This window comes from Flagellimonas lutimaris (assembly GCF_051494225.1).
GTDB classification, from domain to species: domain Bacteria; phylum Bacteroidota; class Bacteroidia; order Flavobacteriales; family Flavobacteriaceae; genus Flagellimonas; species Flagellimonas lutimaris_A.
The window spans coordinates 58,833-85,126 of sequence record NZ_JBNPYE010000012.1 but is presented as its reverse complement, the minus strand read 5'-3'; the positions used below and the strand labels follow the sequence as shown (position 1 = coordinate 85,126).

Here is a 26,294-nt window from a genome sequence, read left to right as displayed (position 1 = left end):
TTAGTTAACTTTAATTTAGACAGATACGATTTCCACAGGTACTTAACAATTCAAATGTTGATAACTTCAAATACCTGTTAATAACATAAAAAAAATCAAGGATATAACCTAATGAAAAAGGTGAAGCCTTGAAAAACAAGATTTATTCGCTGAAAACTCCCATTTCCGCATATTTTTCCATGCGTGTTTTCACCAATTCTTTTGGTGATAACTTTTTGAGTTCTTCGAAATGGGAAGAAATTTTGTTTGCGACCGTTTCAAATGTTTTTTCCCTATTGGAATGTGCTCCACCCAAAGGTTCTTTTACAATCTCATCGACCAACTTCTGCTTTTTCATATCGGTAGCGGTCAATTTCAATGCATCGGCCGCTTGCTCCTTGTATTCCCAACTTCTCCAAAGGATAGACGAACAGGATTCTGGGGATATTACGGAGTACCAAGTGTTCTCCAACATAAGAACCTTGTCTCCAACACCAATGCCCAAAGCACCTCCAGAAGCTCCTTCTCCGATGATAACAACAATAATCGGAACTTTAAGGCGTGTCATTTCCAAAATATTACGGGCAATGGCCTCTCCTTGTCCTCTCTCCTCAGCTTCAATACCGGGATAAGCTCCAGGAGTATCTATAAAACATACAACAGGTATCTTAAATTTTTCGGCGGATTTCATCAATCGAAGTGCTTTTCGGTATCCTTCCGGATTTGCCATGCCAAAATTACGATACTGGCGTGTTTTGGTGTTATACCCCTTTTGCTGACCAATGAACATATAGCTTTGGTCTCCAATTTTACCAAGCCCGCCCACCATGGCCTTGTCATCTTTTACATTTCTATCACCATGAAGCTCCAAAAAGGTGTCTCCACAAATGGCATTGATGTAATCCATGGTATAAGGCCGATTGGGGTGCCTTGACAACTGGACTTTTTGCCAAGCGGTAAGGTTTTTATAGATATCCTTGCGGGTTTGATCAAGTTTCTTTTCGATTTGAGAGCACGTTTCTGTAACGTCTACATCACTTTCTTCCCCAATTACCATACATTTTTGAAGTTGGTCTTCAAGTTCTTTGATGGGGAGTTCAAAATCTAGATATTCCATGGGAAGTCTTTTATTTTCACGAAAAACAATGGGGACAAATATATAACTTTATGGGATACTCCCATGAAATATACAAGTCTTTTAACGCCAACAATATACAAGATTGTTAACGGATTATCGCTTAGCTTTCATAAGCATGTAAACAGCAAAAACACCAAAAAGAAGGTTGGGAATCACAACAGCCAACAAGGGTGAAAAACCTGATTGCTCTGCCAATGTTCCAAAAACCTTATCAAAGAAAATGTAGACGAAAGCGACACCAATACCAAAAGCCAAATTAAGTCCCATACCACCTCGGCGTTTTACGGAGGACACAGCAACGGCAATTACCGTAAGGATAAACGCGGCAATAGGCAGTGCCCATCGCTTATACTTTACCAAAACGTAGGCATTGATGTTGGATGCCCCTTTTCTTCGCTGGTCATCAATAAAATCGTTCAGCTCAAAAAGGTTTTTGGTCTCAGCAACATAGGAAACCGGGGTTAGGTCATCTATCTGAAAAGAGAATACCGTATCCAATCGCCGTTTAGCGTTAATGTACTCAGTTTCATTTCTAACTTCCCGTTTTTTATAGTTGGTCAATCTATACATACTGTCCTTTTCCACCCATCTAATATTACTTGCAGAAATTTTATACTCCAAGTTTCCAATGGTATCGAAATGTTCATAGGTAAAATTGTAACCAATCTGACGGTTAGGGTCAAAACTACTCACGTAGATGTAGTCTTGTTCATTTAATTGATTGAAGATATTCTCGGTTACCCTATCCCTTTTCCCTTTTTTAAAGTATTTGTACTCAAACTCGTTAAAACCGATACTGGCATGGGGCACTATAAACATTCCCATCATAAAAATAAGAATGGCGACCAAAGTGGCTCCTACAAAATAGGGTCTTAAAAAACGCCCAAAAGATACCCCTGAACTTAAAATGGCCACAATCTCCGTGTTACTGGCCAGTTTTGAAGTAAAAAATATAATCGATAGGAAAAGGAAAATGGGCAGCAATAAATTCCCGATTACCAAGGTAAAGTTGCCATAGAACACAATCACCTCGGACAAGGGCGCCTCATTGTCGATGATCTTCCCGATTTTCTCCGCCAAGTTCGCCATGATACCGATAGGGACAAAAAGCAAGAGCATCCCCATAAAGGTAATCAGGTAGCGTTTTAGGATGTATTTATCGAGTATGGTGAACATTATAATCTTTTATCCATTTGGTTAACCATCTTGGTTTTCCACTCCAAAAAATCTCCAGCTAAAATACGTTCTCTTGCCGTACGCACCAACCACAAATAAAAACCAAGGTTGTGAATGGTGGCAATTTGCTTACCCAAATATTCATTGGCAGCAAACAAATGGCGAAGATAGGCCTTAGAATACTCGGTGTCCACAAACGTGATTCCCATTTCATCCAAAGGCGAAAAATCGTTTTCCCATTTTTTGTTTTTGATGTTGATGGTTCCATGAGCCGTAAACAACATACCATTTCGGGCATTACGGGTAGGCATCACACAATCGAACATATCTACACCCAACGCAATATTTTCCAAAATATTGATTGGAGTACCAACACCCATAAGGTATCTCGGTTTGTCTTCCGGGAGAATATCGCATACCAACTCCGCCATTTCGTACATTTCTTCAGCAGGTTCCCCAACCGAAAGTCCCCCAATCGCATTACCTTCCGCTTCAACAGAAGCAATATATTCAGCAGACTGTTTCCTTAAATCTTTGTAGGTTGAACCTTGTACAATAGGAAAAAAACTTTGAGAATAATCATAAGTATAAGGTAGCTTTTCCAAATGATTGATGCACCTATCCAGCCACCTGTGCGTCATGTGCATGGAGCGTTTGGCATATTGGTAGTCACACGGATAAGGTGTACACTCATCAAAAGCCATAATAATATCCGCTCCAATGGTACGCTGTATTTCCATAACATTTTCAGGGGTAAAAAGATGACGAGATCCATCAATATGGGATTTGAACTTTACACCCTCCTCCTTTATCTTTCTATTGTCGGACAATGAATAAACTTGATACCCACCGCTGTCGGTTAAAATTGGTCTATCCCACCCCATAAATTTATGGAGCCCACCGGCTTCTTGTAAAATACCAGTTTTCGGTCTTAAATAAAGATGGTATGTATTTCCTAAAATTATATCAGGATTAATTTCATCCTTTAATTCTCGTTGGTGAACACCCTTTACCGAGGCAACGGTGCCCACAGGCATAAATATGGGAGTATCAATAGTACCATGATCAGTGGTCAATTCCCCTGCTCTAGCCTTAGTTTTGCTATCCTTTTGTATTAAGGTAAAATCCAATTGTTAGTTTTAGAACCGCAAATATAACTAACTCAGTATGGTTGTTCCTTAACAAAAAAATAAAGTTTCTGAGCATAAGATATTTAATATGTGTATATTTTACACTTGTTTTCCACGAATAATGCAATTACATTTGAATCCTAAATTAAAAGCACAATGCCGAACACGCAAGAATTACAGGACCTGGCAGTACAGGTAAGAAGGGACATTTTACGAATGGTCCATAAGGTAAATTCGGGGCATCCAGGGGGTTCTTTGGGCTGTACTGAGTTTTTAGTAGCACTTTATAACGAGGTAATGGATTTAAAAGATGGGTTTGATATGGATGGAATCGGAGAAGACCTCTTCTTCCTTTCCAATGGGCATATTTCTCCAGTTTTTTATAGTGTTTTAGCCCGAAGGGGTTATTTCCCCATTGAAGAGTTGAACACCTTTAGACTTATTGACTCCAGATTGCAGGGTCACCCTACAACCCATGAAGGATTGCCAGGCGTTCGGGTAGCTTCTGGGTCATTGGGGCAAGGAATGTCCGTTGCCATAGGAGCCGCACTTGCCAAGAAACTGAACGGTGATGATCACTTGGTATTCAGTTTGCATGGTGATGGTGAATTGCAAGAAGGCCAGAACTGGGAGGCCATTATGTATGCTGCAGGTAACAAAGTGGATAATTTAATCGCCACGGTAGACCGCAATGGGCAACAGATTGATGGTGCTACCAAAGATGTTCTTCCCTTGGGTGATGTTGGTGAGAAATTCAAGGTATTCGGATGGGATGTTTTGGAAATTGAAAACGGAAACGATCTTGAACAAGTAATTGCTGGCTTGAACGAAGCCAAGAGCAGGACTGGAAAAGGAAAACCGGTATGTATTGTTATGAAAACCGAAATGGGGAATGGTGTCGATTTTATGATGCATACCCATGCATGGCACGGTAAAGCGCCAAGCGATGAACAATTGGCTACCGCATTGGAACAAAATCCAGAAACCTTAGGCGATTACTAATTTTTAAAAAGACACAATGACTAAATATACAGATCAAGGAAAACAAGATACCCGAAGCGGATACGGTGCGGGAATGACGGAACTGGGAAGAACCAATCCAAACGTAGTGGCACTTTGTGCTGATTTGGTAGGGTCGCTTAAGATTGAGACTTTTATTAAAGAAAGTCCAGAACGTTTCTTTCAAACAGGTATAGCAGAAGCCAATATGATGGGCATCGCCGCTGGTTTGACCATTGGCGGAAAAATCCCTTTTGCCTCTACCTTTGCAAACTTTGCGACGGGCCGTGTGTATGACCAAATCCGTCAATCCATTGCATATTCCGATAAAAACGTCAAAATATGTGCTTCCCATGCTGGTCTGACCTTAGGTGAAGACGGTGCAACACACCAAATTTTAGAAGACATTGGTTTGATGAAGATGCTACCTGGAATGACAGTTATCAATCCATGTGATTTTAACCAAACAAAAGCCGCTACCATTGCCATTGCCGAGCACCATGGTCCTGTGTATCTTCGTTTTGGAAGACCAAAAGTAGCGAACTTTACCCCTGTAGACCAAAAATTTGAAATCGGTAAAGCCCTTATGCTTAATGAAGGTGCCGACGTTACCATTATTGCTACAGGACATTTGGTATGGCAAGCATTACTTGCTGCCGAGAGTTTGGAAAACCAAGGAATTTCTGCAGAAGTAATCAACATACACACCATAAAACCTTTGGACGATAAGGCAATTTTGGATTCAGTTAAGAAAACAGGCTGTGTAGTAACCGCTGAGGAGCACAACTATTTGGGAGGACTTGGAGAAAGTGTTGCAAGAGTATTGGCTAGCCACCATCCTGCACCTCAAGAGTTTGTGGCCACACAGGATACTTTTGGTGAAAGTGGAACCCCCGATCAACTTATGGAGAAGTACGGTTTGAACAATAAAGCCATAGAAGCTGCCGTTTTAAAGGTGTTGAAGCGAAAATAGTTTCAATAAGATATTCCTATGGAATATTTTTCAATCTATTAAAACAACACTTATGAAAAAAACTTTTTTAGTAGCGGTATTTGCCTTATTTGGATCAGCCGTTATGGCCCAGAGTGGTTCAGGATTTGGTATCAAGGCCGGTTTATCTTACAACAAGAACGGTGATTTAATCAGTTCTGTTGGTGATGGAGGACAAGATATTGTCGATGGAGCCGAAGGAAAAACAGGTTACCACTTCGGTTTTTGGGGGAAATTGGATTTTCCAAAGATTTACCTAAGACCAGAGTTGGTATATTCCAAAACAAAGAGTTCGTATGATGTAGATGGTGATTCCCAAGATTACGATATTTCCAAATTGGACATGCCCGTGCTTTTAGGCTATAAATTGATTGGCCCCTTGCATATTTTTGCAGGTCCTGCTTTTCAATACACACTTAAAAATGATTTAGGAGATCTAGAAGTAGAAGATGTAGAGAACGACTTTACCGTGGGTCTTAATACTGGTATTGGAGTTAATTTGGGCAAATTAGGATTGGATGTACGTTATGAAAGAGGCTTCTCTAAGAACGAGGCCGAATTTATCGGAGCAAACGTTACTGATATTTCTGGTAGGGTTGATTCAAGGCCTTCGCAAATTATTTTTGCGGCATCGCTTAAACTATAACAACCGTTTGTTTGAACACATAAAAAAGCCCAGCTGGAATGCCAGCTGGGCTTTTTATATTTTATATACTTTTCTAGTTGGAATCTGGGTCCAAATAATCCGGAACGCCATCTCCATCCGCATCTGGGTAAGGAGAAATTATGTTGCCGTTGTCATCGGATATCTCTTTTCGCGTTGAAACTCCATCGCCATCATCATCCGGATCACGGAAATTAGGTGCTGGATTAAATCTTTCTTCATCCAGATTTGTATTGTCATCAAGCAAGTATCTATTATTGTTCAAGTCCTCCATAATCGATGGAATTCCATCATTGTCACTATCGGTATCTTCCACAAACAATCCTAATTCTACCTTAAAAAGTACAGGCGCATAAGTGCCAGCAGCGCCTACTGATCTATTAAATGCCGCCAAACCAGAAGGCATCACAATAATTGCCATACCCCTATCCAAAATTTCGTAGGTACCATCTGCATTTTCTACCACCTGACCTGGGGTTCCCGCATTCATGTTGGAAATTCCATCTCCGTACCCCCTGTATGTAGTAGGTAGTTCCTGCCAAATAAAATCTTGGCTTTCATCAAACAAAGTACCGTCCAATGCTGAGCCCTGATATCTTACCAAAGTGGAATCCGCATAGGTTGGACTACCTCCACCTCCTTCCATTACTTCAATATAGTAATAGGTATGTGGAATATTTTCCTCTTCTGAACTCAAACCTAATTGCCCTGATGAAACATTTAAGGTTACAGCCACAGCATCTTCCATCATAGGTCTCTTATCTGCATTATCGCCAGCAATGGTATCGATAACTATTTTATAATCGAAACCTTCTGGAGGAGTTGTAAAGTCATCATAATTATAAAAATGGGTATTCAAAAACTCCTTGATGGTAGCATCATCTTCTGGAGAAACATCACTCAATAAGCTTGGTGGCACCTCAATGACATCATTACCATCATCTTTGTTACACGATAAGAGTGTGGCTGCAAAACATAAAAAAAATAAAACTCGGTACTTCATCAAGTCTGATATTTAGGCGCGCAAGATACAATTTTCCGTTATTTTTGCTTTGTCCATTAACAAAGAATTGCGAAGACCATGCGAATAGACAAGTACCTTTGGTGCGTTAGATACTTTAAAACTCGAAGCATTGCGTCCAATGCAGTAAAAAAGGGGCATGTAAAAATCAATGGAAGTGCCGTTAAACCTTCCAGAGATGTATTCCCAATGGATAAAATTGTTGTTCGTAAAAACCAGATTGATTATCAACTTACGGTTTTGGACGTTCCAGAAAGCCGGGTTGGAGCCAAATTGGTGGATATTTACCGTAAAGACACCACTCCAAAAGAAGCCTTTGAACACAATGAATTGCTACAATATGCCAAAAAGCACTACCGAAAAAAAGGTTTGGGGCGTCCTACGAAAAAAGATCGTCGAGATTTGGACGAATTTATCGACGAACCGGAATAAACTGTTTTTATATCTTTAACCCAAGCATGAATCACTATGATAAACCGTATTCTTACCCACGATCAAATACAACACATTGCAAAACGAATCGCTTACCAGATTTATGAAACCAATGTAGATGAAAAGGAAATTGTGGTTGCGGGAATTAATGGTGGCGGAGACAGTTTCGCCAAGAAAATAATCACGGTTTTGAAAAAAATCACCGATGCCGAGATTATTTTATGCAAAGTGGATATGGACAAAAAGAACCCTTTGGAAAGTGGGGTCAGCACTTCTCTTAAAGTAGAGGATTACACCAATAAATCCATCGTTTTGGTTGATGATGTACTAAACTCGGGCACCACCTTGATCTATGGAACCCATCACTTCCTAAAAACTCCGATAAAACAGCTAAAAACAGCTGTACTGGTAAACAGGAACCATAAAAAATATCCCATCAAGGCCGATTTTAAAGGTATATCGCTCTCAACATCCCTAAATGAACATATTAAAGTGGATTTTGAGCCAAAGAATAATGCTGTGTATTTAGAGTAGCTCTTTGATTTTTTCCACAACTGTTTCCGCATCTATACCATTACAGTCCAAATTGTGCTTTGCCTGCAGGTAATAGGGCCTGCGTTCAAAAAGATGCTTTCCAATAAATTCTGGCAGTTCTTCCTCCCCAATGTTTTTCACTAAAGGTCTCTCTTCTTTTTCTTTGGAAAGTCTTTCCACCAAACTTGGAATACTCAAGTTGAGATATATAGAAAGGTCAGATTCTTTTAAAATGGTTTCCATATTATTTCCATAACATGGAGTCCCCCCCCCTGTTGAGAGGACAATAGATTCTTCCTTATCCAAAACTTCGGACAGTATTTGGTGCTCAAGTTTTCTAAAAAATATTTCACCTTTTTCAGAAAAAATATTTTTAATGGATTTTTTTTGATGCTCCTCAATATACTCATCCAAATCAATGAACTCTACTCCTAATTGCCTGGCCAACAATCGTCCAACGGTCGACTTTCCACTTGCCATATATCCCAGTAAAACTACTTTCATTTTCGATATTTTTATCCGATTTTAAAAAAACACAAATTTATCATTAATTCACCTTGGAAAATAAATTATTGATGTTATATTTGCACCCGCTTAGCCAAACAGCTAGGCACAACTTGAAGACCTGATAGCTCAGTTGGTAGAGCATCTCCCTTTTAAGGAGAGGGTCCTGGGTTCGAGCCCCAGTCAGGTCACTTCTAAAAACCGATAGACTTAAGTTTATCGGTTTTTTTGTTTTATGACCTTTCCTCTTGGTTTTAAAAGTTCACAAAACGTAGACATGCGATTTTTGGTAAAAATCATTCTTCAAGGATTTTACTTTAGGTACTTTTTCTTCTTAAATTAAATTTGTCAAAGGTAAAATATGGGGCTTGCAGCACTCCACTTCGTTACATTCACCATTATATCGATTTCTGATTCATAAAAGGCTTTTTTTAACCACCGTTTTATTGAACTTTCATTGTTAAACGAGCCCGTTGATTCTACACAGTTTACTTTTTCCGTACACTTAAATAGTTTACCTTATATACCCTTTATTACCCCTTTAATGAAGTTCAATTTCTCAATACCGATTGACCACTATTCCCTCCTTTCACCGAAAACCCAGTTTTTATAATTGGAATTTTCCTACATTTAAAAACAAAATAACATCTGCCCAAAGCAATCAATCGTTTTATAAACCTGTTTTCTTTTCATGTACATTTCAAATACCAAACCGACCAATTTTTACTTGCTATTTATTTTAACTTTAATTTTCTCTTGTTCAAGTGGAGAAGATTCAGAGTCTCCACTACCCGAACCACCAACCAATGCAACCTGTGAGGGTGCTATATCTGTAACACTACAGGAGATTGGAAGTAATTACTTAAATCTGAGTTGGAATACAAATGGTGATTTCTCCGAATTTGATATTGAATATGGAGCAGATGGGTTTGCTATTGGGCAGGGAACAAGAATACAAGCTGGTACAACATCAATTGAACTTCAAAACCTAGAACCAAATTCTGAGTATGACATTTATGTTCGTGGAGTATGCTCAAACACCAATGGGGATTGGACTAATAAATTATCCTTTACAACACAATGTAATATGGAGTATTACGAAGGAGATATAACACTTTATACGCAAGATGATGTTAATACATTCGGAGAAATGTGTTATTCAGGAGTAAAAGGCAGTTTGAGTATAAGGGGATATGCTGATAATTCAGAATCCCCAAAAATTACAGATTTAAGTCCGCTTGCCAATTTACAGGAAGTAACAGGTTTCATTTCAATAGCAAACAATGAAGCCTTAGAAAATTTAAGTGGATTGGAGGGTTTAAAAAGAGTTGGACATCTCTACTTAAATTCAAATAAAAAGCTTTATTCGATAGAGGCCTTAAGTGGACTTGAAGAAATCTATGGGGAAATGACATTGTATAGCAATCAGGATACGGAAGGTATTGCGATTAATTTTTGCCCCGCTTTAAAAAGCTTAGAGGGTCTACACAATATAACTTCTGTGGTTAGGTTGACAATTATGTCCAATGATTCATTAGAAAATCTAAATGGGTTAAGAGGACTCAAAACTATTTCTGTACATGCAACAATAGAGGGAAATCCGTTGTTGACATCAATGGCTGGTTTAAATCAGCTAGAAAGCGTCGGGCACAGACTTAAGATTAGACAATTAAACTCCCTTGTTTCTCTAGAAGGGCTTGAGATGTTAAAAATTGTAGGACAATTTGATATTGAAGTTAATGAATCCTTAATTTCTTTATCTGCAATCTCTAATCTTCAAAGTGTCGATGAATTTGACATTATCGGTAATAACTTGGAGAACCTTGATGGAATTAATTTGGATATTGTAAAAGAAGACTTTTTTTTGGAAACTAGAGTTTTAAAAAATTTAAATGGAATTTTAGGGACATCAACCACATCCAATCTAAGAATTTATTTCTCCAGTCTTATTTCTTTAAATGGGCTAGAGACCTTAGAGTCGGCCAAGAGTATTGAGATTTCAGCTAATAGTCAGTTAACCGATCTTTCTGGTTTGGAAGGACTAAGAAGTATTGATGACAGGATATACATAGGTATGAACAATCAACTTAGTAACTTTTGTGCTTTGGACGGCCTGATCAACATTGGTGGCTTTTCTGGAGAATGGTCAGTCGAAAAGAACCCCCTTAATCCTTCATTGGAAGATATGCAGAATGGCATTTGTAATTAATCTCTCAAAGTTCAAATAAACGATTACAACCAAAGAACAGATTGTTGAAAAAGCTAATATTGATATTATTCTTTGGACTTTGTGCCTGTAAAACAGGATTTGATTCCTCTTCAACCAATACAACTTCAAAAGAATGTGTTGAAAAGGAACAAATGAAAACTTTAGAAAAGGCGGTAGAATTGTTTGAATTTAAAATTGAGGACCAATATTCTGAGATTTCTAAGGAAGCAGCTTATTTTGAATTCATATCCGATTGGGCAAATAATGAATTACCTATGAATTTTTTTAAAGATTCATTGGAATTGAAGATTAGGAATTTGAATATATGGGCAGAGTCCAATCGCTCAGAAAAGGATTTGGACTTGGAGAAAAAATTGTACAATGTTGACTCAATGAATCCCATTCGAGTCAAATTAAACCCTGATTTTTCAGTTTGCCTTGCGAATAAAATCGATTGGATGCATGGGACTAGCAGTTTTTTGAGAGTGAATTCAAAATATCGGTTAAGTCCAAAGCTTGCTAAAAAGCAATTGTACAGAACAAGTGAATATGACTTAAAAATATTTGAAAATAGGTTGGCAATTGTTCTTGGAGTTTATTATCAAACTATGTTTAATATCAATACTACAGTTGTCAACACTTTAGATAATTAATTTTTTTAAAGTTTAAATAAACGATAAGGACCCTCCCATTAAAGTGTAATCATTAAAAAGTTAACAATTCCCCTTCCATATATTCTTCATTACCAGTTAAATTACCCTCAATATCATAATAATACACAGTTCCATTTCCATTGATCAAGGTTCCTTTTTTCATTGGATTTCCCTTTCCGTCAAAACAGGAAATCACCTCCATAAGTCTTTCCCTATTAAATAACTTGACCATGTATAATTGACCGTTTTCAAAGTAATACTCCCATTCTCCATTCCTGCCACCCGTTAATGTGTTACCCTTGGCTTTTAATTTTCCGTCTTCATAAAAGAACTTCCATTCTCCCGACTCATATGAATCTTTAAAGTTCCCCGTCGAAATTAAACCACCATTCATGTTAAACTCTTTATATAGCCCTTCTCTACTGCCATCAACATAGGTTTCCAACTCATGTTGCTGTCCATTTTCATAAAAGGTCTTCCATTCCCCTATCTTTTTTCCATTATGGTACGTACCAACTTCTTTCAACTGTCCCGTTTCATAATTTATTTTCCAATTGCCATGCTCCTTTCCGTTTGCATAGTTCCCCTCTTCCAACAATTGACCTGTTTCATCGTATTTGACGTAATTCCCATGTGGTTCTCCATGCAAGTATCCTTTGATTTCCTCCAACCTTCCGTTTTCATGATATGATTTCATTTCCCCGTCTGGTTTGTCATCCACAACATTGACCATAACAGCCAATTGACCATTTTTATGATAAGCTTTCCAAAGTCCAACATGCTTACCGTTCTTCATCATCCCAACTTCTTTCAATTCACCAGTATCGTAATAGGTTTTGGTTTCTTGTGCATGTAAAATTGAACTTAAAACTAGAAAAAGGATAATCGAAAGATGCTTCATTATTGACTATTTGATTGGTTTATATAGTTGGGGTTAAGAATTGGTCTATTTAGGAACGATAAAAATACAAGTAAAGTATCCAGTACTGTTTGCCGAACTATAGATTTTAGAATTTTCTTCTCAGTCTAGTTACATATCACCATTAAAATTCGTAACGTGATTGTCCATCAATTCAACACAACTATTCCAACAGTCCAACCCAATTGCATAAAAACCATATCTTTAGAGAAACCAACCTCCAATGATCAAGTTCTTCAGGAAAATCCGTCAAAACTTGCTTTCAGAAGGCAAAACTGGAAAGTATTTGAAATATGCTATAGGAGAAATAATTCTTGTTGTCATCGGGATTTTGATAGCCCTTCAAATCAATAATTGGAACGAAAACCGTAAGAACAATCTACTAGAACAACAGCTGCTCAAGGCATTGTTAACCGAATTCGAAACGAATTTGGTCAACTTGGATCGGGTTATAAACTTCAACGATTCCAATATAAAAAACAGCGTTAGTTTAGGTCGATATACTGGACCATCACTTTCAGATTTCAATGAAAAAGAACTCTCTGAACTAATGGTGGGCATCTTTAAAATTGAACCTAGGTTTACGCCCTCACAAGGCACAGTGATGGAAGTCATTAATTCAGGTAAGCTTTCTGTATTGTCGGATGCGAAATTGCGCAAAGCCTTATCAGATTGGCAATCTACCTTGGAAAGTGTCAAAAGGCAGGAAGACTATGTAGTGGAAAGAAGGGATTTGGCGCATGAATTCTTTTTAAAGGAGGGGAATTTCCGAAGGCACCTCAATATCATCAACGACCCCTTACTGGATGCCAAACCAAGTCGTTTTAAAAACAATGATTTAAATTCCTTGAAAATGAAGAATTTGAAAGCCAACTCTATTTATTCATTGTGGCATCAGAAAATTTAAAGCAGGCTTTTTATTTGCCCTTGAGATCCAAAATAGTAGATATAATTAAAACGATCGAATCTCAGATTAAATAATCTAAATGAACAATTGGCCTTTCTAAAAGTTCAAATAAACGATGAACCTCCCATGAGAATTTTGAAATGCAAATAACCTTTAGGAAATCACTTTCTATACTTATTATTCTAATCAATCTTTATTTCTTGTGGTGCACATTGGTAATTATAATGGATAAAGGAGGGCCTATGGGCTTTGGAATAATGATATTGCCTATAACTCTATCGATAAACTTATTATTGATTCCAGCTATTATAAATATCAGGGATAGCCGAAAAAGCAACTTTTTGACAGTTATTAATTCATTGGGTTTGATTTGGGCATTATTCTGGTTAATTTTCTTTTTACAAACCAAATAAGTTCAAATAAACGATTTACATAACACTTTGAAACACGACATAAAAATTCTGGATGATTACCTTAATAGCGGAGCCAAGGCTTTAGTTGGAATATTTATGATTTGGTTATTTTTTGGTTCACTTGATATATTTCGAAACCCTCTTTTTCTAAAGGACCTCGTTATTGGGGTTTTGTGTTTCGCAGGATTGATTTTTCTGGGAACTTTAATGTTCTCGAAGAAAGTAATCTTAATCGAAAATGGAGCAATTTATCAAGGGTTAATATTTGGGAGTCGAGTGTTTTATAAAAAGCTTATCGATATTGGAAATTGTAAAGCTCTAAAAGTTTATGATTTTACAAATCAAATAGTAATTCCTTGGTGGATAAGTGTGACTGCAAATTTATGGACAGACGAAAAGGCCTTTACGTTTAAATTGGTAACACAGCAGGGAAATGAAAAATATTTGATGTCCTTTAAAGGTTCAGATTCTAAAAATGATGCAATCGATTTTTTTAAAAGGAATACTGATTTAATAATAAAGTATTGCAAGTAAGAGAAGATATTTTTTCTATAAATTAAAGTTCAAATAAACGATGGAATTCAATTGTTTTCCTTCTAGTTTCTAATCTTGGTTATGGTCGCCAAAGAAATTTTGACCCTTTCTCTCAAGCTGTCAAAATCTCCCGATTCCAAAATTTCCTTGCTTATCAGCTTTGATCCCATGCCTACACAGGAAACACCTGCCTCGAACCATGCTCTAAGATTCTCTTCCCCGGTATCAACACCTCCGGTTGGCATTACCTTGGTCCAAGGTTGTGGACCTTTGATCGCTTTTACAAATCCAGGACCATAGACAGATCCCGGAAAAAGTTTTATTATCTCGCAGCCCAGTTCCTCTGCACGGTTAATTTCGGTTAAGCTGCCACAGCCCGGTAAGTACAATATCTTTTTTCGATTACACGTAATCGCTATATCTTCCCTTAAGGATGGTGTGACCACAAAGTTTGCTCCCATCTGGATGAACAATGAGGCCGCTGCGGCATCGGAAATCGAACCTACTCCCATGATCATTCCCGGGAGTTCCTGCAATGCATATTTGCTCAGTTCAAGGAAACTCTCGAACGCAAAATCGCCCCTTGCCGTAAACTCCATCAATCGGGCCCCTCCTTCGTAACAAGCTTTGAGCACCTTTTTTCCCAACTCTACATCGGGATGGTAAAATAATGGTACCATACCGGTGTCTTCCATTGTGAGTGTCACTTCAATTCTTGAATATTTTGCCATAGTTTCTTTATTTATCTTGCCACTCTTCCGGAGGCATCCCCTCCCATCAATTTTTCCACTTCTTCCACGGTCACCAAATTGGCGTCTCCCTTAATGGTATGTTTCAAACACGAAGCGGCCACCGCAAAATTCAGTGCACGTTGGTCATCGTTCGGATAGTTTAGCAACCCATAGATAAGGCCACCCATAAAAGAGTCTCCGCCACCTACCCTATCCACAATATGTGTGATTTGGTATTCCGGCGATTTGTACATCTTCTTGCCGTCGTAAAGTACACCGGCCCAAGTGTTATGGGAGGCACTTATTGACCCACGAAGGGTTGTTATCACTTTTTTGGCATTTGGAAATTTCTTCATCATCTGCTGACAAACAGAAAGAAATGCCTCCGCTTTTACATGCTCTCCCTGTGTAGTGATGTCCAGTCCTTCAGGTTTAATCCCGAAATGCTTTTCGGCATCTTCCTCGTTCCCCAAAATAATATCGCAATAGGAAGTAAGCTCGGTCATTATGGATTCTGGCTCCACACCGTATTTCCAAAGTTTGGCCCTGTAATTCAGATCGGTGGAAACAGTGACACCATGTTTCTTGGCTGCCTGTACGGCTTCCAGACAAACGTCGGCGGCACCTTGTGAGATGGCTGGGGTAATTCCTGTCCAATGGAACCATGAGACCCCATCAAAGACCAAGTCCCAATCTATCATGCCTTTTTGAATTTCGGCCATGGCGGAATGGGCCCTATCATAAATTACCTTACTGCCCCTACTAACTGCTCCAGTTTCCAAAAAGTATATGCCCAAGCGGTCTCCACCAAAAACAATTTTTTCAACACCCACACCACGCTTTCGCATTTCCATAAGTGCACATTCCCCAATATCGTTCTTAGGCAACCTCGTAACAAAATCCACTGGAATACCATAATTGGCCAAGGAGACCGCCACATTGGACTCTCCGCCCCCATAGACCACATCAAACGAATTGGTTTGTGAAAATCTTAAAAAACCGGGAGGCGACAACCGCAACATGATCTCTCCGAATGTAACTACTTTATTCATTATTCAACATTTATCCAATTGTTCTTTCCTGTTTTTATTCTTGCGTTCATTGGTTTCAGCCTTCATTTATGAATTGCATTAAAATTAAAATATTCTTTTGCATTTTGATAGCAGATGTCGACCACCATTTTTCCTATTAAATCCATTTCCTCTGGCAATTCACCTTTCTGCATCTCTTCCCCCAAAATATTACAGAGCACCCTTCTAAAATATTCATGTCGTGGATAGGAAAGAAAACTTCTAGAATCGGTGAGCATGCCAATAAAACAACTTAACAGTCCCATATTGGAAAGTGCGTTCAACTGTTTTGTAATACCATCTTTTTGGTCCAAGAACCACCAACCGGACCCAAATTGCATCTTTCCTTTTATACTTCCGTCGTTGAAATTGCCGATCATTGCGGCTAACATTTCGTTGTCTGCCGGATTCAGATTATACAATATCGTTTTGGCAAGGTTGTCATTGGTATCCAATGCATCAAAGTAGCGGGACAGTGTATAAGCCTGTGGATAATCCCCTATGGAATCCCATCCGGTATCTGGCCCCAGTTCCTTGAACTTACGGGAGTTGTTGTTGCGAAGTGCCCCCAAGTGAAATTGCTGTACCCAACCTTTGGCATGGTACTGCTCTCCCAAAAACAACAAGAGTGCGGTCTGGTACTTCTCAACTTCTTCACGAGTCAGATTTTCTTCTTTTCTACCCTTGACAAATATAGATTCCAATTCAATATTGGAAGCTTCCACAAATGGAATATAATTCAATCCATGGTCTGATAATCGACACCCATTTTCATGAAAATAGGCAATCCGTTTGGCCAATGCATCACATAAAGTTTTATAGGAGGTTATTTCCATACCACTTATCTCTCCGAGTACATCCAGATATGAATTGTATCCTTCATGTGAAATCAGTAAGGCTTTATCCGGTCTGAATGAAGTACTTATCTGTACTCCAAAATCACTTTTTGCAAGTTGATGATGATGCTCCAAGGTATCCGTTGGATCCTCGGTGGTACAGACCACCTCAACGTTCATGTTTTGAATGAGATTTTGGCAACTGTAGGCCCCACTTTTCAATTTTACGGATGCTTCTTGGTAAATTTCATGGGCTGTTTCTTTGTTGAGCAACAAATCAATATCAAAATATCGCTTGAGTTCCAAATGCGTCCAATGATATAGTGGATTTCTTAAGGTATATGGAACTGTGGCTGCCCATTCTTGAAACTTTTCCCTATCATCGGCACTACCGGTAATAAACCTTTCATTGACACCTACGGCCCGCATGGCCCTCCATTTATAATGATCGCCCTGAATCCAAACTTGGGTAAGGTTCTCAAAAATATGATCTTTTGCAATTTGGGCCGGGGAAAGATGACAGTGATAGTCAATGATGGGTTGCTTTGCCGCATACCCATGATACAATTCTTCAGCATATTTGTTATGCAGTAAAAAATTATCCGTTATAAAATTCTGCTTCAACTTCTTTTCCATGTTCGGTTAATTATTGCTGCTTCTAGCAGATTCCCAGGCTATCCCAATATTTCATGAATCATTTTATCATCCGTTTCCACAATGGTATTCCCATACATGGCATCGAGGCCCATCTGTACACAAAGTGCGGCCATGGCTCCTGTTTTTGCATTGGATATGGGCAGGGTGTTGTTCACAATATTGTCCCTAAAATCGATCAAGGCTTGTTTACTGGGGTCCTCATGGTCAAATTTTACAGGTATGCCTCTACCTTGGTCCCAGTTCAGGGTTGCCCCCGAAACGCCATCGACCTCGCCTATTTCTTTTTGATAACTTCCTTCTGGATAATACCATGCTTTTACATAATCCAAAATATAGGTACCTTTGTCTCCCATTACCTTTACTTTATAATCGCCCATGGCGTTACTGGTCAAACATGTGAACGATGCCCTCACACCTTCGGGGTAGCTATAAATAAGATGGATGTTATCGTACGTTTCCCTGCCGTCTTTCCAATAATCAATACCACCTATCCCCATCACTCTTTCGGGCATGGAACCGAGTACCCAATTGGCAAAATCCAATTGGTGTGAACAAAGTTCGGCCAAAAGCCCACCTGAAAATTCCCGATACATCCGCCAATTGATCATGCGCTCCCATTTGGGGTCGGGCACGGGTCTTCGCCAATTATTGTTTCTGTTCCATTGGCATTCAAAAGCGGTTATCTTGCCAATTTTACCTTTTTTGATTTCATCCACAATATGGGTGTACAATCGGGAACTATGATACTGGTGTCCCGCTTGGAAAATGGTTCCTGAATTTTCGGATGCGTGGACTATGGATTTTATCCCATCATAGCCCTTTGCCATGGTTTTTTCCCCATACACATGTTTGCCCGCTTTCAGGGCTTCGACCACAATTTGGGAATGCGTACTGAACGGGGTTGCCACCAATACGGCATCTACGTTCTTATCTTCCAACAATTTTTTATAATCCGAGTAGCCTTTGGCCTTACCTTCCACTTTGGAAAGGCCAGAGCTTAACCTGAAAGGTATGATATCACTACAGGCCACCACTCTCATATTCGGGATTTGATTGATGAAAGGGATAAGTCCACCGCCGCGGTCTCCTGTTCCAATGACACCTACATTGATGGTTTCGTTGGCACTTGGTGTTCCAAACCCTAAAACCGTTGGAGCATATAGGGCCGCTGAACCAGCCAAACTACCCTTTACTAAAAAATCTCTTCGTTTCATTTTTATTTATAGTTTTGGTTCCCATCCATTTTCATATGTTCTCTTCCAGCTTTGCATGGCTTTTTCACTGTTCAACACCTTGCCCGTTTGGGTATCTATTTCGATGGTATGTCCGGCATCGTAAGCCATATTCCCCAAATGGCAGAGCATGGTGGAAACACTGGCATCCCTTATATCGGAATTCAGGGAAGTATCTTTTCGGATGGCATTGAAAAAGTTGGCCACATGATCCACATCCAAGCCGCCGATGCCTTGAGTATTAAGGGTGGCACTAATGGTAGCTTCATCTTCCTGTTTCAACAACTTGCCATCCAAACCATATAATTTGTAAAAGTTTCTACTCAATTCCATAACGCCTTTACTGCCGTATATCGTTATGCCCCGTCCAGGTCTTTCCGGTTTCATGATACCACGGCTATGAGAGGTCCAAGTGATGAATTTATTTCCTGGAAAAGTATAGGTCACTTGTTGATTGTCCGGGTATTCCCAATCATCATCATAAGTATATTTTCCACCAAAGGCGGTCACCGTTTCGGGCAGATCCACGCCCAAGGCCCATCGGCAAATATCAATCTCATGGGTACCGTTGTTATGAATCTCTCCCGTGCCCCAGTTTCGGAACCAATGCCAATTGTAAGGGTGGATATTATCTCTGTAATCCTCACGGGGGGCCGGACCTTGCCATAGTTCCCAGTCTAGGGTTTTGGGTACATCTATCAATTTTCCATGCCCTATGGATCCACGATTATTGGAGTAATAAGCCTCTCCTTTGAACACGTTGCCTATCACTCCCTTTTTGATATCCTCAATAGCCATTTTGGAAGTTTTGGCCGATCGTTGTTGATTTCCCATTTGCACCTTTTTTCCATACTTGTTCCGTGCCGCTACCAAAAGGTCATTTTCATAGGGATTGTGGCTACAGGGCTTCTCCACATAAACATGCTTTCCCGCTTGCAGGCCCATAATGGCCATAGGTGCATGCCAATGCTCTGGCGTAGCGATAAAAATGGCGTCCACATCCTTATCTTCCAATACCTTCCGAAAATCCTTTTCCACCTTTGGTACGTAACCTATATGTTTTTTGCACCATGTATTGTGTTCTTCAAGAATCTTGTCGTCAACATCACAACTGTACAAAATCTTGGCGTTTGTATCTTGATGGATGGCCAATACATGGGCCTTACCTCGGCTCCGAACACCGATAACCGCACAATTGATTTGATCGTTGGCTCCCAGAATCCGGGCATTGGCCCAAGAAGGAAATACCATGCTGCCCAATGTTACGGCTGCGGTTCCAGTTGTTGTTTTTTTTATGAAATCGCGTCTTGTGGTCATCATTTTACTGCTTTTCGGTGGTTTTTATCTTAATGTTCCTGAAACTGACCCTGTCCCCGTGGTCTTGCAACAAGATGGGGCCTGTCGGCGCCTCTCCAAAATTGGGCCAGACCACATACTTGCTCTCGGAAACCAATTTTTTGAATTCATCGCTTCCCCTTTCATATTCCAAGACTTTCATTCCGTTGAGCCAATGCTCCACATGCGCGCCTTTGGAAACTATATGGGCCGTGTTCCATTCCCCGATGGCATTTGCAGGCTTGTTGGGGTCGGCCTTTATAAGATCATATAGGGAGGCCAAGGTACGGCTACCTTCATGGTTGCCCAATTTGGCATCTGGGTGGACGGCATCGTCCAAAATCTGATATTCCAATCCAATGGATGATCCCGGACCTTTGTTCAAATCGGTGTTTACGTAATATTTGATGCCGCTATTGGCTCCCCTGGTCAGTTTAAAATCTACCATAAGTTCAAAATCCCCATATACATCGGTGGTGACAATATCTCCACCGGCCGCCGATTCTTCCCCTCCTGAGGATAACACCGTTAATTCGCCATTTTCAATCACCCAACCTTTATCTGGAAAATCGTCCAATCGGGCTCCGCGCCAACCATTTGTGGTCTTACCATCCCACAACAACTTCCAGCCATTTTTGGCCTCATCCACATTCACATGGTTTTTGGTCTCCACCGCTGCCAAAGGCATTGGTTTAGCATATTTTGAAAGGCTATCGGTCAAAATTTTGATGTTGCGCCAGGCAATCTCGGTTCCTTCCTTTTGGTCTTTTCCAATACTGTGCACCTGAAGGGCTATAAAGCCACTTGCCGTCTTATCATCGATCAAATGGGCTGCCGGCACACCGTTGATCCAAGTTTTTATAGTATCGCCAAGGGCCTCGATACGATAATGGTTCCAATCGTTTTGTTTGAAGGCTTTTTGTGCCTCTGGATTGTTGTCCAAGGTAACTAGCCAACCTCTTCTGCCTTCATCATAAATACCAGCACTCCATGCCCTATCGGATGGATCGATTTCAATCTGATACCCATGGACCCGCCCATTTTGGTAATACGGGAAACTATTGCTTCGAATCTGAATACCCGAATTCATGGTAGAGTCCACTTTATAGTCCAACTCTAAAATAAAGTCGTCATACATTTTATCTGTTGTCAAAAAGGAATTGGGTGTATCATGAACCGTTGCCCCAACAATTTCCTCCCCGTTAACGGTATAATTGGCTTCACCTCCCTTTTGATTCCATCCGTTGAGGGTCCCATCGTATAAATCGACCCAAGGTGTATCGTCCTTGGGAGCTTTGGCACAGGCCCAGCATAATAGAAGCGCCAGTGCACCATATGTTAGTTTGTTCATTTTATGTGTCATATTTTAAAATTTACTTTACAAATTGATTAAAGTCCAAACAAACCGGGAAGCCATAGGGCCAACTCTGGTATATAGGTAATGAGAAACAATGCCAAAATCATCGCCACAAATAGGGGCAGCAAGGGTTTGATCACTTTTTCTATGGACGTCTTTGCTATTCCTACCCCAACAAAGAGAACCGAACCCACAGGTGGTGTGCACAGACCAATACAAAGGTTCAAGATCATGATGATGCCAAAATGCACAGGGTCTATTCCCAATTTCGTCACAATTGGTAAAAAAATGGGAGTGAATATGAGTACGGCCGGGGTGATATCCATAAAGATACCCACCACCAACAATATCAGGTTTATGATAAGCAACAAGGCAATCTTGTTATCGGTAATGGACAATAGTCCTGAACTGATATCCTGCGGAATATGTTCAAAGGAAAGCGCCCATGACATGCTCATGGAAGCCGCAATCAGCAACATAACAACCGCTGTGGTGGTCGAAGCATTCAAAAAGATATGGGGCAATTTTTTGAACGTTAACTCCTTGTAGACAAATCCCAACAAAAGACTATATAACACGGCAATTGCAGATGCTTCTGTTGCTGTAAAAATACCCGCGACGATGCCCCCGATGACCAAAACCAACAAAAACAGGCTAGGTACTGCATCAATGAAGGTTTTAACAACCTGGCCCAAGGAGCTTCGTTGTCCCGTGCCATAACCTTTCTTTTTGGCCCACAACATGGCGACCACCATGAGCAACAGACCGGTTATTAGCCCGGGAATGTATCCTGCCAAAAAAAGTGCAGCAATTGATGCTCCGCCACTTGCCAAGGAATACACAATCAAAATATTACTGGGGGGAATCACCAATCCTGTTGTGGCAGAGGTGATATTGACTGCTGCTGCAAATTCCCTATCATATCCTTCTTTTTCCATTTCCGGTCCTAGAATACTTCCCATTGCCGATGCCGATGCCATTGCCGATCCTGCTATGGCTCCCATAAACATGGCCGATATAATATTGATCAAGGCCAGGCCTCCCGGTAAAGCCCCAACCAGGGTTTTGGCAAAGGCGATCAATCTGTGGGCAATTCCCCCTTGATTCATTAATTCGCCGGATAAAATAAAAAATGGAATGGCCAATAAGGCAAAACTATCCAAACCAGTGGCCATCCGCTGCGATATGGTGGCCAAGGCCGGTAATGTGGGAACGCTCACCAATAACGTCAGCATGGATGAAATGGCAATACTCCAGGCCACAGGTGTCCCTATAGCCAAAAGGCTCACAAAGCTGATGATCAAAACAAGTAAGGGTATATATTCCATGGCGCTTAATCGAATATGATATCAAATATTTTATTATAAACCACTATCAATCCACTCAAGGGAATTACGACGTACACATAGGCCAAGGGCAGCCCCAATGCCGGGGAATACTGTTTTAGTTCATATGTGGTATAGACCAGCCAACCACCTCCTGTAACCATGGCCGCAATACAAAAGAGGATGATGAAACCAGAGACCATTCTTTTCAACAATATCTGATTTTTGGCATTGGCCCGTTTTGCCAAGACATCGATGGCCACATGGCCTCCTTTTCCAGATACATAAGCCGCTCCCAGCAATCCCAGCCAGATCATCAAAAATCGGGCGAGCTCATCGGTGAAGGCGCTTGGTTCTCCCATAACATATCTGCTGAATACCTGCCAAAGCACATTCAAGACCATTAGGCCCATCAGTAACACAAGCGTGTAAGCCAAAATATTTTCCAATGTTTTTTTGAACCCCATCAGTTTGCCAATGATTTGATTTGTTGTATCATTTTATTCAATTCTTCATCATTTTCATAGGTACTGTACATTTCTTTTGTCATTTGGATGAATGGTTTTTTGTCCGGATACGAAATCTTTACCCCGGCTTTCTGCACCTCTTCCAAAGCCTCGGCTTCGGATAACGCCCATAACTTTCTTTGATGTTTTAGGGACCGTTTCACAGCTTCTTGTACCCATTCCTTTTCCTGCGCTGTAAGTTTGTCCCAAAATAGGGTACCCACGATCAACACATCAGGGGAGAAGGTATGTTCATCTAACGAATAATAGGGACACACCTCATAATGCCTTGAAAGGTAAAAACTAGGGAGGTTGTTCTCAGCACCATCAACGACACCTTGCTGTAGCGATGTATAGAGCTCTCCCCACGAAATAGGTGTTGGGGAGCCCCCAAGACTTTTGACCATGTCCACGGCAGTAACACTTTCCATGACCCTGATCTTAAGCCCTTTCAAATCTTCCGGGGTGTTTACAGGTTTTTTTTCGGCATAAAAGCTTCTGAACCCTGCATCATAGTACCCCAATCCTTTTAATCTAAATTCTTCTGAATTATCCAATAATGCTTGGCCAATGGGTCCATCCAGTACGTTAAAGGCATGTTCTCTGCTTTCAAAAAGATAGGGCAACCCCAAAATACTGGTCTTGGGAGCAAAATTTTCCAAAGTAGCGACGGACACCTTGGTCATATCAAGACTGCCCAATTGGATCAATTCCAAAATTTCACGTTCGGTACCCAACTGTTGGTTGGGATAAATCTCCACGTGGATCTTTCCTCCGGAAATACTATCAAGGTCTTCCCCCATTTTCACCATGGCCCTATGCACGGAGTGGTTTACATCCAAGCCATGGGCCAACCGGATTGTCTTTGTCCCATTATCCTGTATACAGCCTGAAAACTGTACAAGAATGAAGATCCACAAAACAATCCTGATAAATTTCATAGTACTATTTTCTTGATATAGCTTTTGTTCTCATGGAAAAATTAAATGTTTCACGTTGCTTTACGCCCAAGATTTTTCAATACCCAACATCAAACCCCTTAATTCTGCCAATCCTCGGAGACGGCCAATAGCCGAATAACCGGGATTGGTCTGTTTTATTAAATCGTCCAGCATTTGGTGACCATGGTCTGGACGCATGGGCATTCTTGTGCGACCGGTCCCACTACTTTTACGTCTTGCCTGTTCTTCCAAAAGCGTCTTCACCACACCATACATATCCACATCCCCATCCAAATGGTCAGCTTCATAAAAATTGCCCTCATCATCCCTTTTGGTACTTCTTAAATGAACAAAATTGATGTGGCCGGCCAAGCGTTTTGCCATCCCGACCAAATCATTATCCATCCGAACACCATAGGAACCCGTACAAAAACAAAGTCCATTATTAGGACTTTCATAGGCTTCCAAAAGAGCTCTTACGTCAGATTCCGTACTTACGACCCTGGGCAGGCCCAGAATGGGATAGGGTGGGTCATCTGGATGAATGGCCAGATAGACTCCTGATTTTTCTGCCGTTGGTACGATCTGCCTAATAAAATCATATAGATTTGTCCGTAATTCCTCTTCACCAATGCCATCATAAGCTGCCAAGGCATTTCTGAATTGGTCCAGTGAATAACCTTCTTCCGCACCGGGTAACCCTGCAATAATATTGGAGATCAATTGGTTCTTCTGTTGACCATCCATTTTTTTGAAATGTTTTCGGGCATCATCAATCTGCTGTTCGGTATATTTTTGAAAAGCTTCGTTGCGCTTCAAAAGAAAAAGTTCAAAAACGGCGAACTCAACACTATTGAAATACAATGCTTTTGAACCATCTGGAAGCTCATAAGTCAAATTGGTGCGTGTCCAGTCCAGAACGGGCATAAAATTGTAGCAAACCGTATCGATACCACATTGGCCCAAGTTCTCTATGCTTTTTTTGTAATTCTCGATGTAAAGTTCAAAATCCCCTACTCGTCTTTTTATATCCTCATGTACTGGAATACTTTCCACAACGGACCATGTAAGTCCCATGGATTCTATTTCTTTTTTCCTTTTTTCAATTTCATCCATTGACCAGGTTTCCCCATTTGGAATATGGTGTAGAGCCGTGACAATACCAGTTGCGCCGGCCATTTTAATATCTGCCAAGGAAACGGGATCATCTGTCCCATACCATCGCCATGTTTGTTCCAATCCCATGTTCATCTCTTCTTTATACACCACTAAAAGCACTAAATCCACCATCGATAGGAATGATGGCGCCAGTTACAAAACTGGCAGCATCGCTAATAAGCCAATGAACGGCTCCATGCAGCTCATTGGCATTTCCAAAGCGTTTCATGGGCGTATTGTCGATAATTGTTTTGCCACGATCGGTATAGCTGCCATCTTCGTTTAAAAGTAACTTCCTGTTTTGATTGCTGATGAAAAATCCCGGGGCAATCGCGTTTACCCGAAGACCTTCCCCAAATTTCAGGGCCAGTTCGGTTGCCATCCATTTGGTAAAATTATCAATGGCCGCCTTGGAGGCCGAATATCCCACAACGCGTGTAAGCGCCCGAGTGGCTGCCATGGACGATACATTGAGAATACAACCATGTCCCTGTTCCGCCATTTGTTTTCCGAAAACCAAGGAGGGAATAACGGAACCATCCAAGTTTAATTCAGACACTTTTCTAAAGTCCTCCATATTTAAATCGAAAATGGTCTGGCTCTCTCCAATTACTGCGCCGGGCATGTTGCCACCTGCTGCATTGATGAGCACATCGATTCTTCCCCAAGTATTCACAACTTGGTTTTTTACTTCCATCAAGAAATGATTGTCCAATACACTACCGGAAAATCCTAGGACATGGGAGTATTTCTGTTTTAGTTTGTTTACCCTGCTTTCCACCTTGGTTTGGGTCTGCCCCAAAACAACAACCTTAACCTTTTCGGAAAGTAGGTACTCGGCCATACTACTGCCCAACACCCCGGTACCACCCGTGATTATGATAACTTTCCCTGATATATCGAATAATATATTGCCCATCCTACATTTCGAATCAAAGATTTT

26 protein-coding genes and 1 tRNA gene are annotated in these 26,294 nt (G+C 40.4%); 10 read left to right on the top strand and 17 right to left on the bottom strand.

What is annotated here, in order from left to right; all coding sequences use genetic code 11:
• Nucleotides 1–142: 142 nt before the first annotated feature.
• From ACQQ5U_RS17715 to tgt, 3 genes are all read right to left on the bottom strand, one after another.
• Nucleotides 143–1,096, bottom strand: a complete 954-nt coding sequence (locus ACQQ5U_RS17715; protein ID WP_437399582.1) for an acetyl-CoA carboxylase carboxyltransferase subunit alpha — start codon at nt 1,094–1,096, stop codon at nt 143–145.
• Between the two features lie 114 nt (nt 1,097–1,210).
• On the bottom strand, nt 1,211–2,293 hold the full coding sequence (locus ACQQ5U_RS17710; RefSeq protein WP_437399581.1) for an LptF/LptG family permease: 1,083 nt from the start codon (nt 2,291–2,293) through the stop codon (nt 1,211–1,213).
• The gene (tgt, locus tag ACQQ5U_RS17705; protein WP_437399579.1) at nt 2,293–3,423 is read right to left on the bottom strand and encodes a tRNA guanosine(34) transglycosylase Tgt; all 1,131 of its coding nucleotides are present in this window, start codon (nt 3,421–3,423) and stop codon (nt 2,293–2,295) included. The genes ACQQ5U_RS17710 and tgt overlap by 1 nt, the downstream gene beginning before the upstream one ends.
• A gap of 156 nt (nt 3,424–3,579) precedes the next feature.
• On the opposite strand from tgt, the gene ACQQ5U_RS17700 reads away from it, so the two are divergent.
• Genes ACQQ5U_RS17700 through ACQQ5U_RS17690 form a run of 3 tightly spaced genes read left to right on the top strand, consistent with a single transcriptional unit; the run spans nt 3,580 to nt 6,059 of the window.
• Complete coding sequence (locus tag ACQQ5U_RS17700) at nt 3,580–4,425, top strand: transketolase (RefSeq protein WP_437399578.1); 846 nt, start codon at nt 3,580–3,582, stop codon at nt 4,423–4,425.
• A gap of 16 nt (nt 4,426–4,441) precedes the next feature.
• The gene (locus tag ACQQ5U_RS17695; RefSeq protein ID WP_437399577.1) at nt 4,442–5,395 is read left to right on the top strand and encodes a transketolase family protein; all 954 of its coding nucleotides are present in this window, start codon (nt 4,442–4,444) and stop codon (nt 5,393–5,395) included.
• A gap of 52 nt (nt 5,396–5,447) precedes the next feature.
• Nucleotides 5,448–6,059 carry an outer membrane beta-barrel protein gene (locus ACQQ5U_RS17690; RefSeq protein ID WP_437399576.1) on the top strand — a complete coding sequence of 204 codons (612 nt, stop codon included), beginning with the start codon at nt 5,448–5,450 and terminating at the stop codon, nt 6,057–6,059.
• A gap of 73 nt (nt 6,060–6,132) precedes the next feature.
• On the opposite strand, the gene ACQQ5U_RS17685 is transcribed toward ACQQ5U_RS17690, so the two are convergent.
• The gene (locus tag ACQQ5U_RS17685) at nt 6,133–7,080 is read right to left on the bottom strand and encodes an FKBP-type peptidyl-prolyl cis-trans isomerase (RefSeq protein ID WP_437399574.1); all 948 of its coding nucleotides are present in this window, start codon (nt 7,078–7,080) and stop codon (nt 6,133–6,135) included.
• Between the two features lie 78 nt (nt 7,081–7,158).
• Here ACQQ5U_RS17685 and ACQQ5U_RS17680 point away from each other — a divergent pair, with 78 nt between their 5' ends.
• Entirely contained in the window at nt 7,159–7,530 is a 372-nt protein-coding gene (locus tag ACQQ5U_RS17680) for an RNA-binding S4 domain-containing protein (protein WP_437399573.1), read from the top strand.
• Between the two features lie 36 nt (nt 7,531–7,566).
• Entirely contained in the window at nt 7,567–8,064 is a 498-nt protein-coding gene (locus tag ACQQ5U_RS17675) for a phosphoribosyltransferase family protein (RefSeq protein WP_437399571.1), read from the top strand.
• On the opposite strand, the gene ACQQ5U_RS17670 is transcribed toward ACQQ5U_RS17675, so the two are convergent.
• Nucleotides 8,056–8,568, bottom strand: coding sequence for a shikimate kinase (locus tag ACQQ5U_RS17670; protein WP_437399569.1), 513 nt, complete (start codon nt 8,566–8,568; stop codon nt 8,056–8,058). The two genes, ACQQ5U_RS17675 and ACQQ5U_RS17670, sit on opposite strands and share 9 nt — an antisense overlap.
• 118 nt (nt 8,569–8,686) lie before the next feature.
• On the opposite strand from ACQQ5U_RS17670, the gene ACQQ5U_RS17665 reads away from it, so the two are divergent.
• The 3 genes from ACQQ5U_RS17665 (at nt 8,687) to ACQQ5U_RS17655 (ending at nt 11,430) form a co-directional block, all read left to right on the top strand.
• Nucleotides 8,687–8,759, top strand: a tRNA-Lys gene (locus ACQQ5U_RS17665).
• Nucleotides 8,760–9,259: 500 nt separating this feature from the next.
• Nucleotides 9,260–10,777 carry a fibronectin type III domain-containing protein gene (locus tag ACQQ5U_RS17660; RefSeq protein ID WP_437399568.1) on the top strand — a complete coding sequence of 506 codons (1,518 nt, stop codon included), beginning with the start codon at nt 9,260–9,262 and terminating at the stop codon, nt 10,775–10,777.
• 44 nt (nt 10,778–10,821) lie between these two features.
• A complete protein-coding gene (locus ACQQ5U_RS17655; RefSeq protein ID WP_437399566.1) occupies nt 10,822–11,430 on the top strand; it encodes a hypothetical protein in 609 nt (202 codons plus the stop codon).
• Between the two features lie 52 nt (nt 11,431–11,482).
• Here the strand turns inward: ACQQ5U_RS17655 and ACQQ5U_RS17650 are convergent, their stop codons facing one another.
• Nucleotides 11,483–12,331, bottom strand: a complete 849-nt coding sequence (locus tag ACQQ5U_RS17650) for a toxin-antitoxin system YwqK family antitoxin (protein ID WP_437399564.1) — start codon at nt 12,329–12,331, stop codon at nt 11,483–11,485.
• A gap of 241 nt (nt 12,332–12,572) precedes the next feature.
• Between ACQQ5U_RS17650 and ACQQ5U_RS17645 the strand changes: the two genes are divergently transcribed.
• Nucleotides 12,573–13,256 (top strand): DUF6090 family protein, encoded by a 684-nt coding sequence (locus ACQQ5U_RS17645; protein WP_437399562.1) that lies wholly within the window; start codon nt 12,573–12,575, stop codon nt 13,254–13,256.
• 440 nt (nt 13,257–13,696) lie between these two features.
• The gene (locus ACQQ5U_RS17640) at nt 13,697–14,203 is read left to right on the top strand and encodes a hypothetical protein (RefSeq protein WP_100818080.1); all 507 of its coding nucleotides are present in this window, start codon (nt 13,697–13,699) and stop codon (nt 14,201–14,203) included.
• 62 nt (nt 14,204–14,265) lie between these two features.
• On the opposite strand, the gene ACQQ5U_RS17635 is transcribed toward ACQQ5U_RS17640, so the two are convergent.
• From ACQQ5U_RS17635 to ACQQ5U_RS17585, 11 genes are all read right to left on the bottom strand, one after another.
• Nucleotides 14,266–14,934, bottom strand: a complete 669-nt coding sequence (locus ACQQ5U_RS17635; RefSeq protein ID WP_437399559.1) for a bifunctional 4-hydroxy-2-oxoglutarate aldolase/2-dehydro-3-deoxy-phosphogluconate aldolase — start codon at nt 14,932–14,934, stop codon at nt 14,266–14,268.
• An 11-nt stretch (nt 14,935–14,945) separates the two neighbouring features.
• On the bottom strand, nt 14,946–15,986 hold the full coding sequence (locus tag ACQQ5U_RS17630; RefSeq protein ID WP_437399557.1) for a PfkB family carbohydrate kinase: 1,041 nt from the start codon (nt 15,984–15,986) through the stop codon (nt 14,946–14,948).
• A gap of 62 nt (nt 15,987–16,048) precedes the next feature.
• Nucleotides 16,049–17,476 (bottom strand): glucuronate isomerase, encoded by a 1,428-nt coding sequence (gene uxaC / locus ACQQ5U_RS17625; protein ID WP_437399555.1) that lies wholly within the window; start codon nt 17,474–17,476, stop codon nt 16,049–16,051.
• 38 nt (nt 17,477–17,514) lie between these two features.
• Nucleotides 17,515–18,711, bottom strand: a complete 1,197-nt coding sequence (locus ACQQ5U_RS17620) for a Gfo/Idh/MocA family protein (RefSeq protein WP_437399553.1) — start codon at nt 18,709–18,711, stop codon at nt 17,515–17,517.
• A 6-nt stretch (nt 18,712–18,717) separates the two neighbouring features.
• Entirely contained in the window at nt 18,718–20,046 is a 1,329-nt protein-coding gene (locus ACQQ5U_RS17615) for a Gfo/Idh/MocA family oxidoreductase (protein ID WP_437399598.1), read from the bottom strand.
• A gap of 4 nt (nt 20,047–20,050) precedes the next feature.
• Complete coding sequence (locus ACQQ5U_RS17610; protein WP_437399551.1) at nt 20,051–21,415, bottom strand: 3-keto-disaccharide hydrolase; 1,365 nt, start codon at nt 21,413–21,415, stop codon at nt 20,051–20,053.
• A gap of 38 nt (nt 21,416–21,453) precedes the next feature.
• A complete protein-coding gene (locus tag ACQQ5U_RS17605; protein WP_437399549.1) occupies nt 21,454–22,749 on the bottom strand; it encodes a TRAP transporter large permease in 1,296 nt (431 codons plus the stop codon).
• A gap of 5 nt (nt 22,750–22,754) precedes the next feature.
• Entirely contained in the window at nt 22,755–23,213 is a 459-nt protein-coding gene (locus ACQQ5U_RS17600; protein ID WP_437399547.1) for a TRAP transporter small permease, read from the bottom strand.
• A complete protein-coding gene (locus ACQQ5U_RS17595; protein WP_437399545.1) occupies nt 23,213–24,193 on the bottom strand; it encodes a TRAP transporter substrate-binding protein in 981 nt (326 codons plus the stop codon). Before ACQQ5U_RS17595 ends, ACQQ5U_RS17600 begins: the two co-directional genes overlap by 1 nt.
• Before the next feature lie 60 nt (nt 24,194–24,253).
• The gene (gene uxuA, locus ACQQ5U_RS17590) at nt 24,254–25,432 is read right to left on the bottom strand and encodes a mannonate dehydratase (protein ID WP_437399596.1); all 1,179 of its coding nucleotides are present in this window, start codon (nt 25,430–25,432) and stop codon (nt 24,254–24,256) included.
• Nucleotides 25,433–25,451: 19 nt separating this feature from the next.
• The gene (locus tag ACQQ5U_RS17585) at nt 25,452–26,270 is read right to left on the bottom strand and encodes an SDR family oxidoreductase (protein ID WP_437399543.1); all 819 of its coding nucleotides are present in this window, start codon (nt 26,268–26,270) and stop codon (nt 25,452–25,454) included.
• Nucleotides 26,271–26,294 lie beyond the last annotated feature (24 nt).

Excerpts from the sequence above, each read along its gene's own strand:
- ACQQ5U_RS17585 (WP_437399543.1), bottom strand. The coding sequence starts at position 26,270 with ATGGGCAATATATTATTCGATATATCAGGGAAAGTTATCATAATCACG.
- ACQQ5U_RS17635 (WP_437399559.1), bottom strand. The coding sequence starts at position 14,934 with ATGGCAAAATATTCAAGAATTGAAGTGACACTCACAATGGAAGACACC.
- ACQQ5U_RS17670 (WP_437399569.1), bottom strand. The coding sequence starts at position 8,568 with ATGAAAGTAGTTTTACTGGGATATATGGCAAGTGGAAAGTCGACCGTT.
- ACQQ5U_RS17660 (WP_437399568.1), top strand. The coding sequence starts at position 9,260 with ATGTACATTTCAAATACCAAACCGACCAATTTTTACTTGCTATTTATT.
- ACQQ5U_RS17715 (WP_437399582.1), bottom strand. The coding sequence starts at position 1,096 with ATGGAATATCTAGATTTTGAACTCCCCATCAAAGAACTTGAAGACCAA.
- ACQQ5U_RS17620 (WP_437399553.1), bottom strand. The coding sequence starts at position 18,711 with ATGAAACGAAGAGATTTTTTAGTAAAGGGTAGTTTGGCTGGTTCAGCG.
- ACQQ5U_RS17695 (WP_437399577.1), top strand. The coding sequence starts at position 4,442 with ATGACTAAATATACAGATCAAGGAAAACAAGATACCCGAAGCGGATAC.
- ACQQ5U_RS17610 (WP_437399551.1), bottom strand. The coding sequence starts at position 21,415 with ATGAACAAACTAACATATGGTGCACTGGCGCTTCTATTATGCTGGGCC.
- uxaC (WP_437399555.1), bottom strand. The coding sequence starts at position 17,476 with ATGGAAAAGAAGTTGAAGCAGAATTTTATAACGGATAATTTTTTACTG.
- ACQQ5U_RS17685 (WP_437399574.1), bottom strand. The coding sequence starts at position 7,080 with ATGAAGTACCGAGTTTTATTTTTTTTATGTTTTGCAGCCACACTCTTA.
- ACQQ5U_RS17690 (WP_437399576.1), top strand. The coding sequence starts at position 5,448 with ATGAAAAAAACTTTTTTAGTAGCGGTATTTGCCTTATTTGGATCAGCC.
- ACQQ5U_RS17700 (WP_437399578.1), top strand. The coding sequence starts at position 3,580 with ATGCCGAACACGCAAGAATTACAGGACCTGGCAGTACAGGTAAGAAGG.
- ACQQ5U_RS17680 (WP_437399573.1), top strand. The coding sequence starts at position 7,159 with ATGCGAATAGACAAGTACCTTTGGTGCGTTAGATACTTTAAAACTCGA.
- ACQQ5U_RS17710 (WP_437399581.1), bottom strand. The coding sequence starts at position 2,293 with ATGTTCACCATACTCGATAAATACATCCTAAAACGCTACCTGATTACC.
- ACQQ5U_RS17605 (WP_437399549.1), bottom strand. The coding sequence starts at position 22,749 with ATGGAATATATACCCTTACTTGTTTTGATCATCAGCTTTGTGAGCCTT.
- ACQQ5U_RS17600 (WP_437399547.1), bottom strand. The coding sequence starts at position 23,213 with ATGGGGTTCAAAAAAACATTGGAAAATATTTTGGCTTACACGCTTGTG.
- ACQQ5U_RS17645 (WP_437399562.1), top strand. The coding sequence starts at position 12,573 with ATGATCAAGTTCTTCAGGAAAATCCGTCAAAACTTGCTTTCAGAAGGC.
- ACQQ5U_RS17630 (WP_437399557.1), bottom strand. The coding sequence starts at position 15,986 with ATGAATAAAGTAGTTACATTCGGAGAGATCATGTTGCGGTTGTCGCCT.
- ACQQ5U_RS17595 (WP_437399545.1), bottom strand. The coding sequence starts at position 24,193 with ATGAAATTTATCAGGATTGTTTTGTGGATCTTCATTCTTGTACAGTTT.
- ACQQ5U_RS17615 (WP_437399598.1), bottom strand. The coding sequence starts at position 20,046 with ATGACCACAAGACGCGATTTCATAAAAAAAACAACAACTGGAACCGCA.
- ACQQ5U_RS17675 (WP_437399571.1), top strand. The coding sequence starts at position 7,567 with ATGATAAACCGTATTCTTACCCACGATCAAATACAACACATTGCAAAA.
- ACQQ5U_RS17650 (WP_437399564.1), bottom strand. The coding sequence starts at position 12,331 with ATGAAGCATCTTTCGATTATCCTTTTTCTAGTTTTAAGTTCAATTTTA.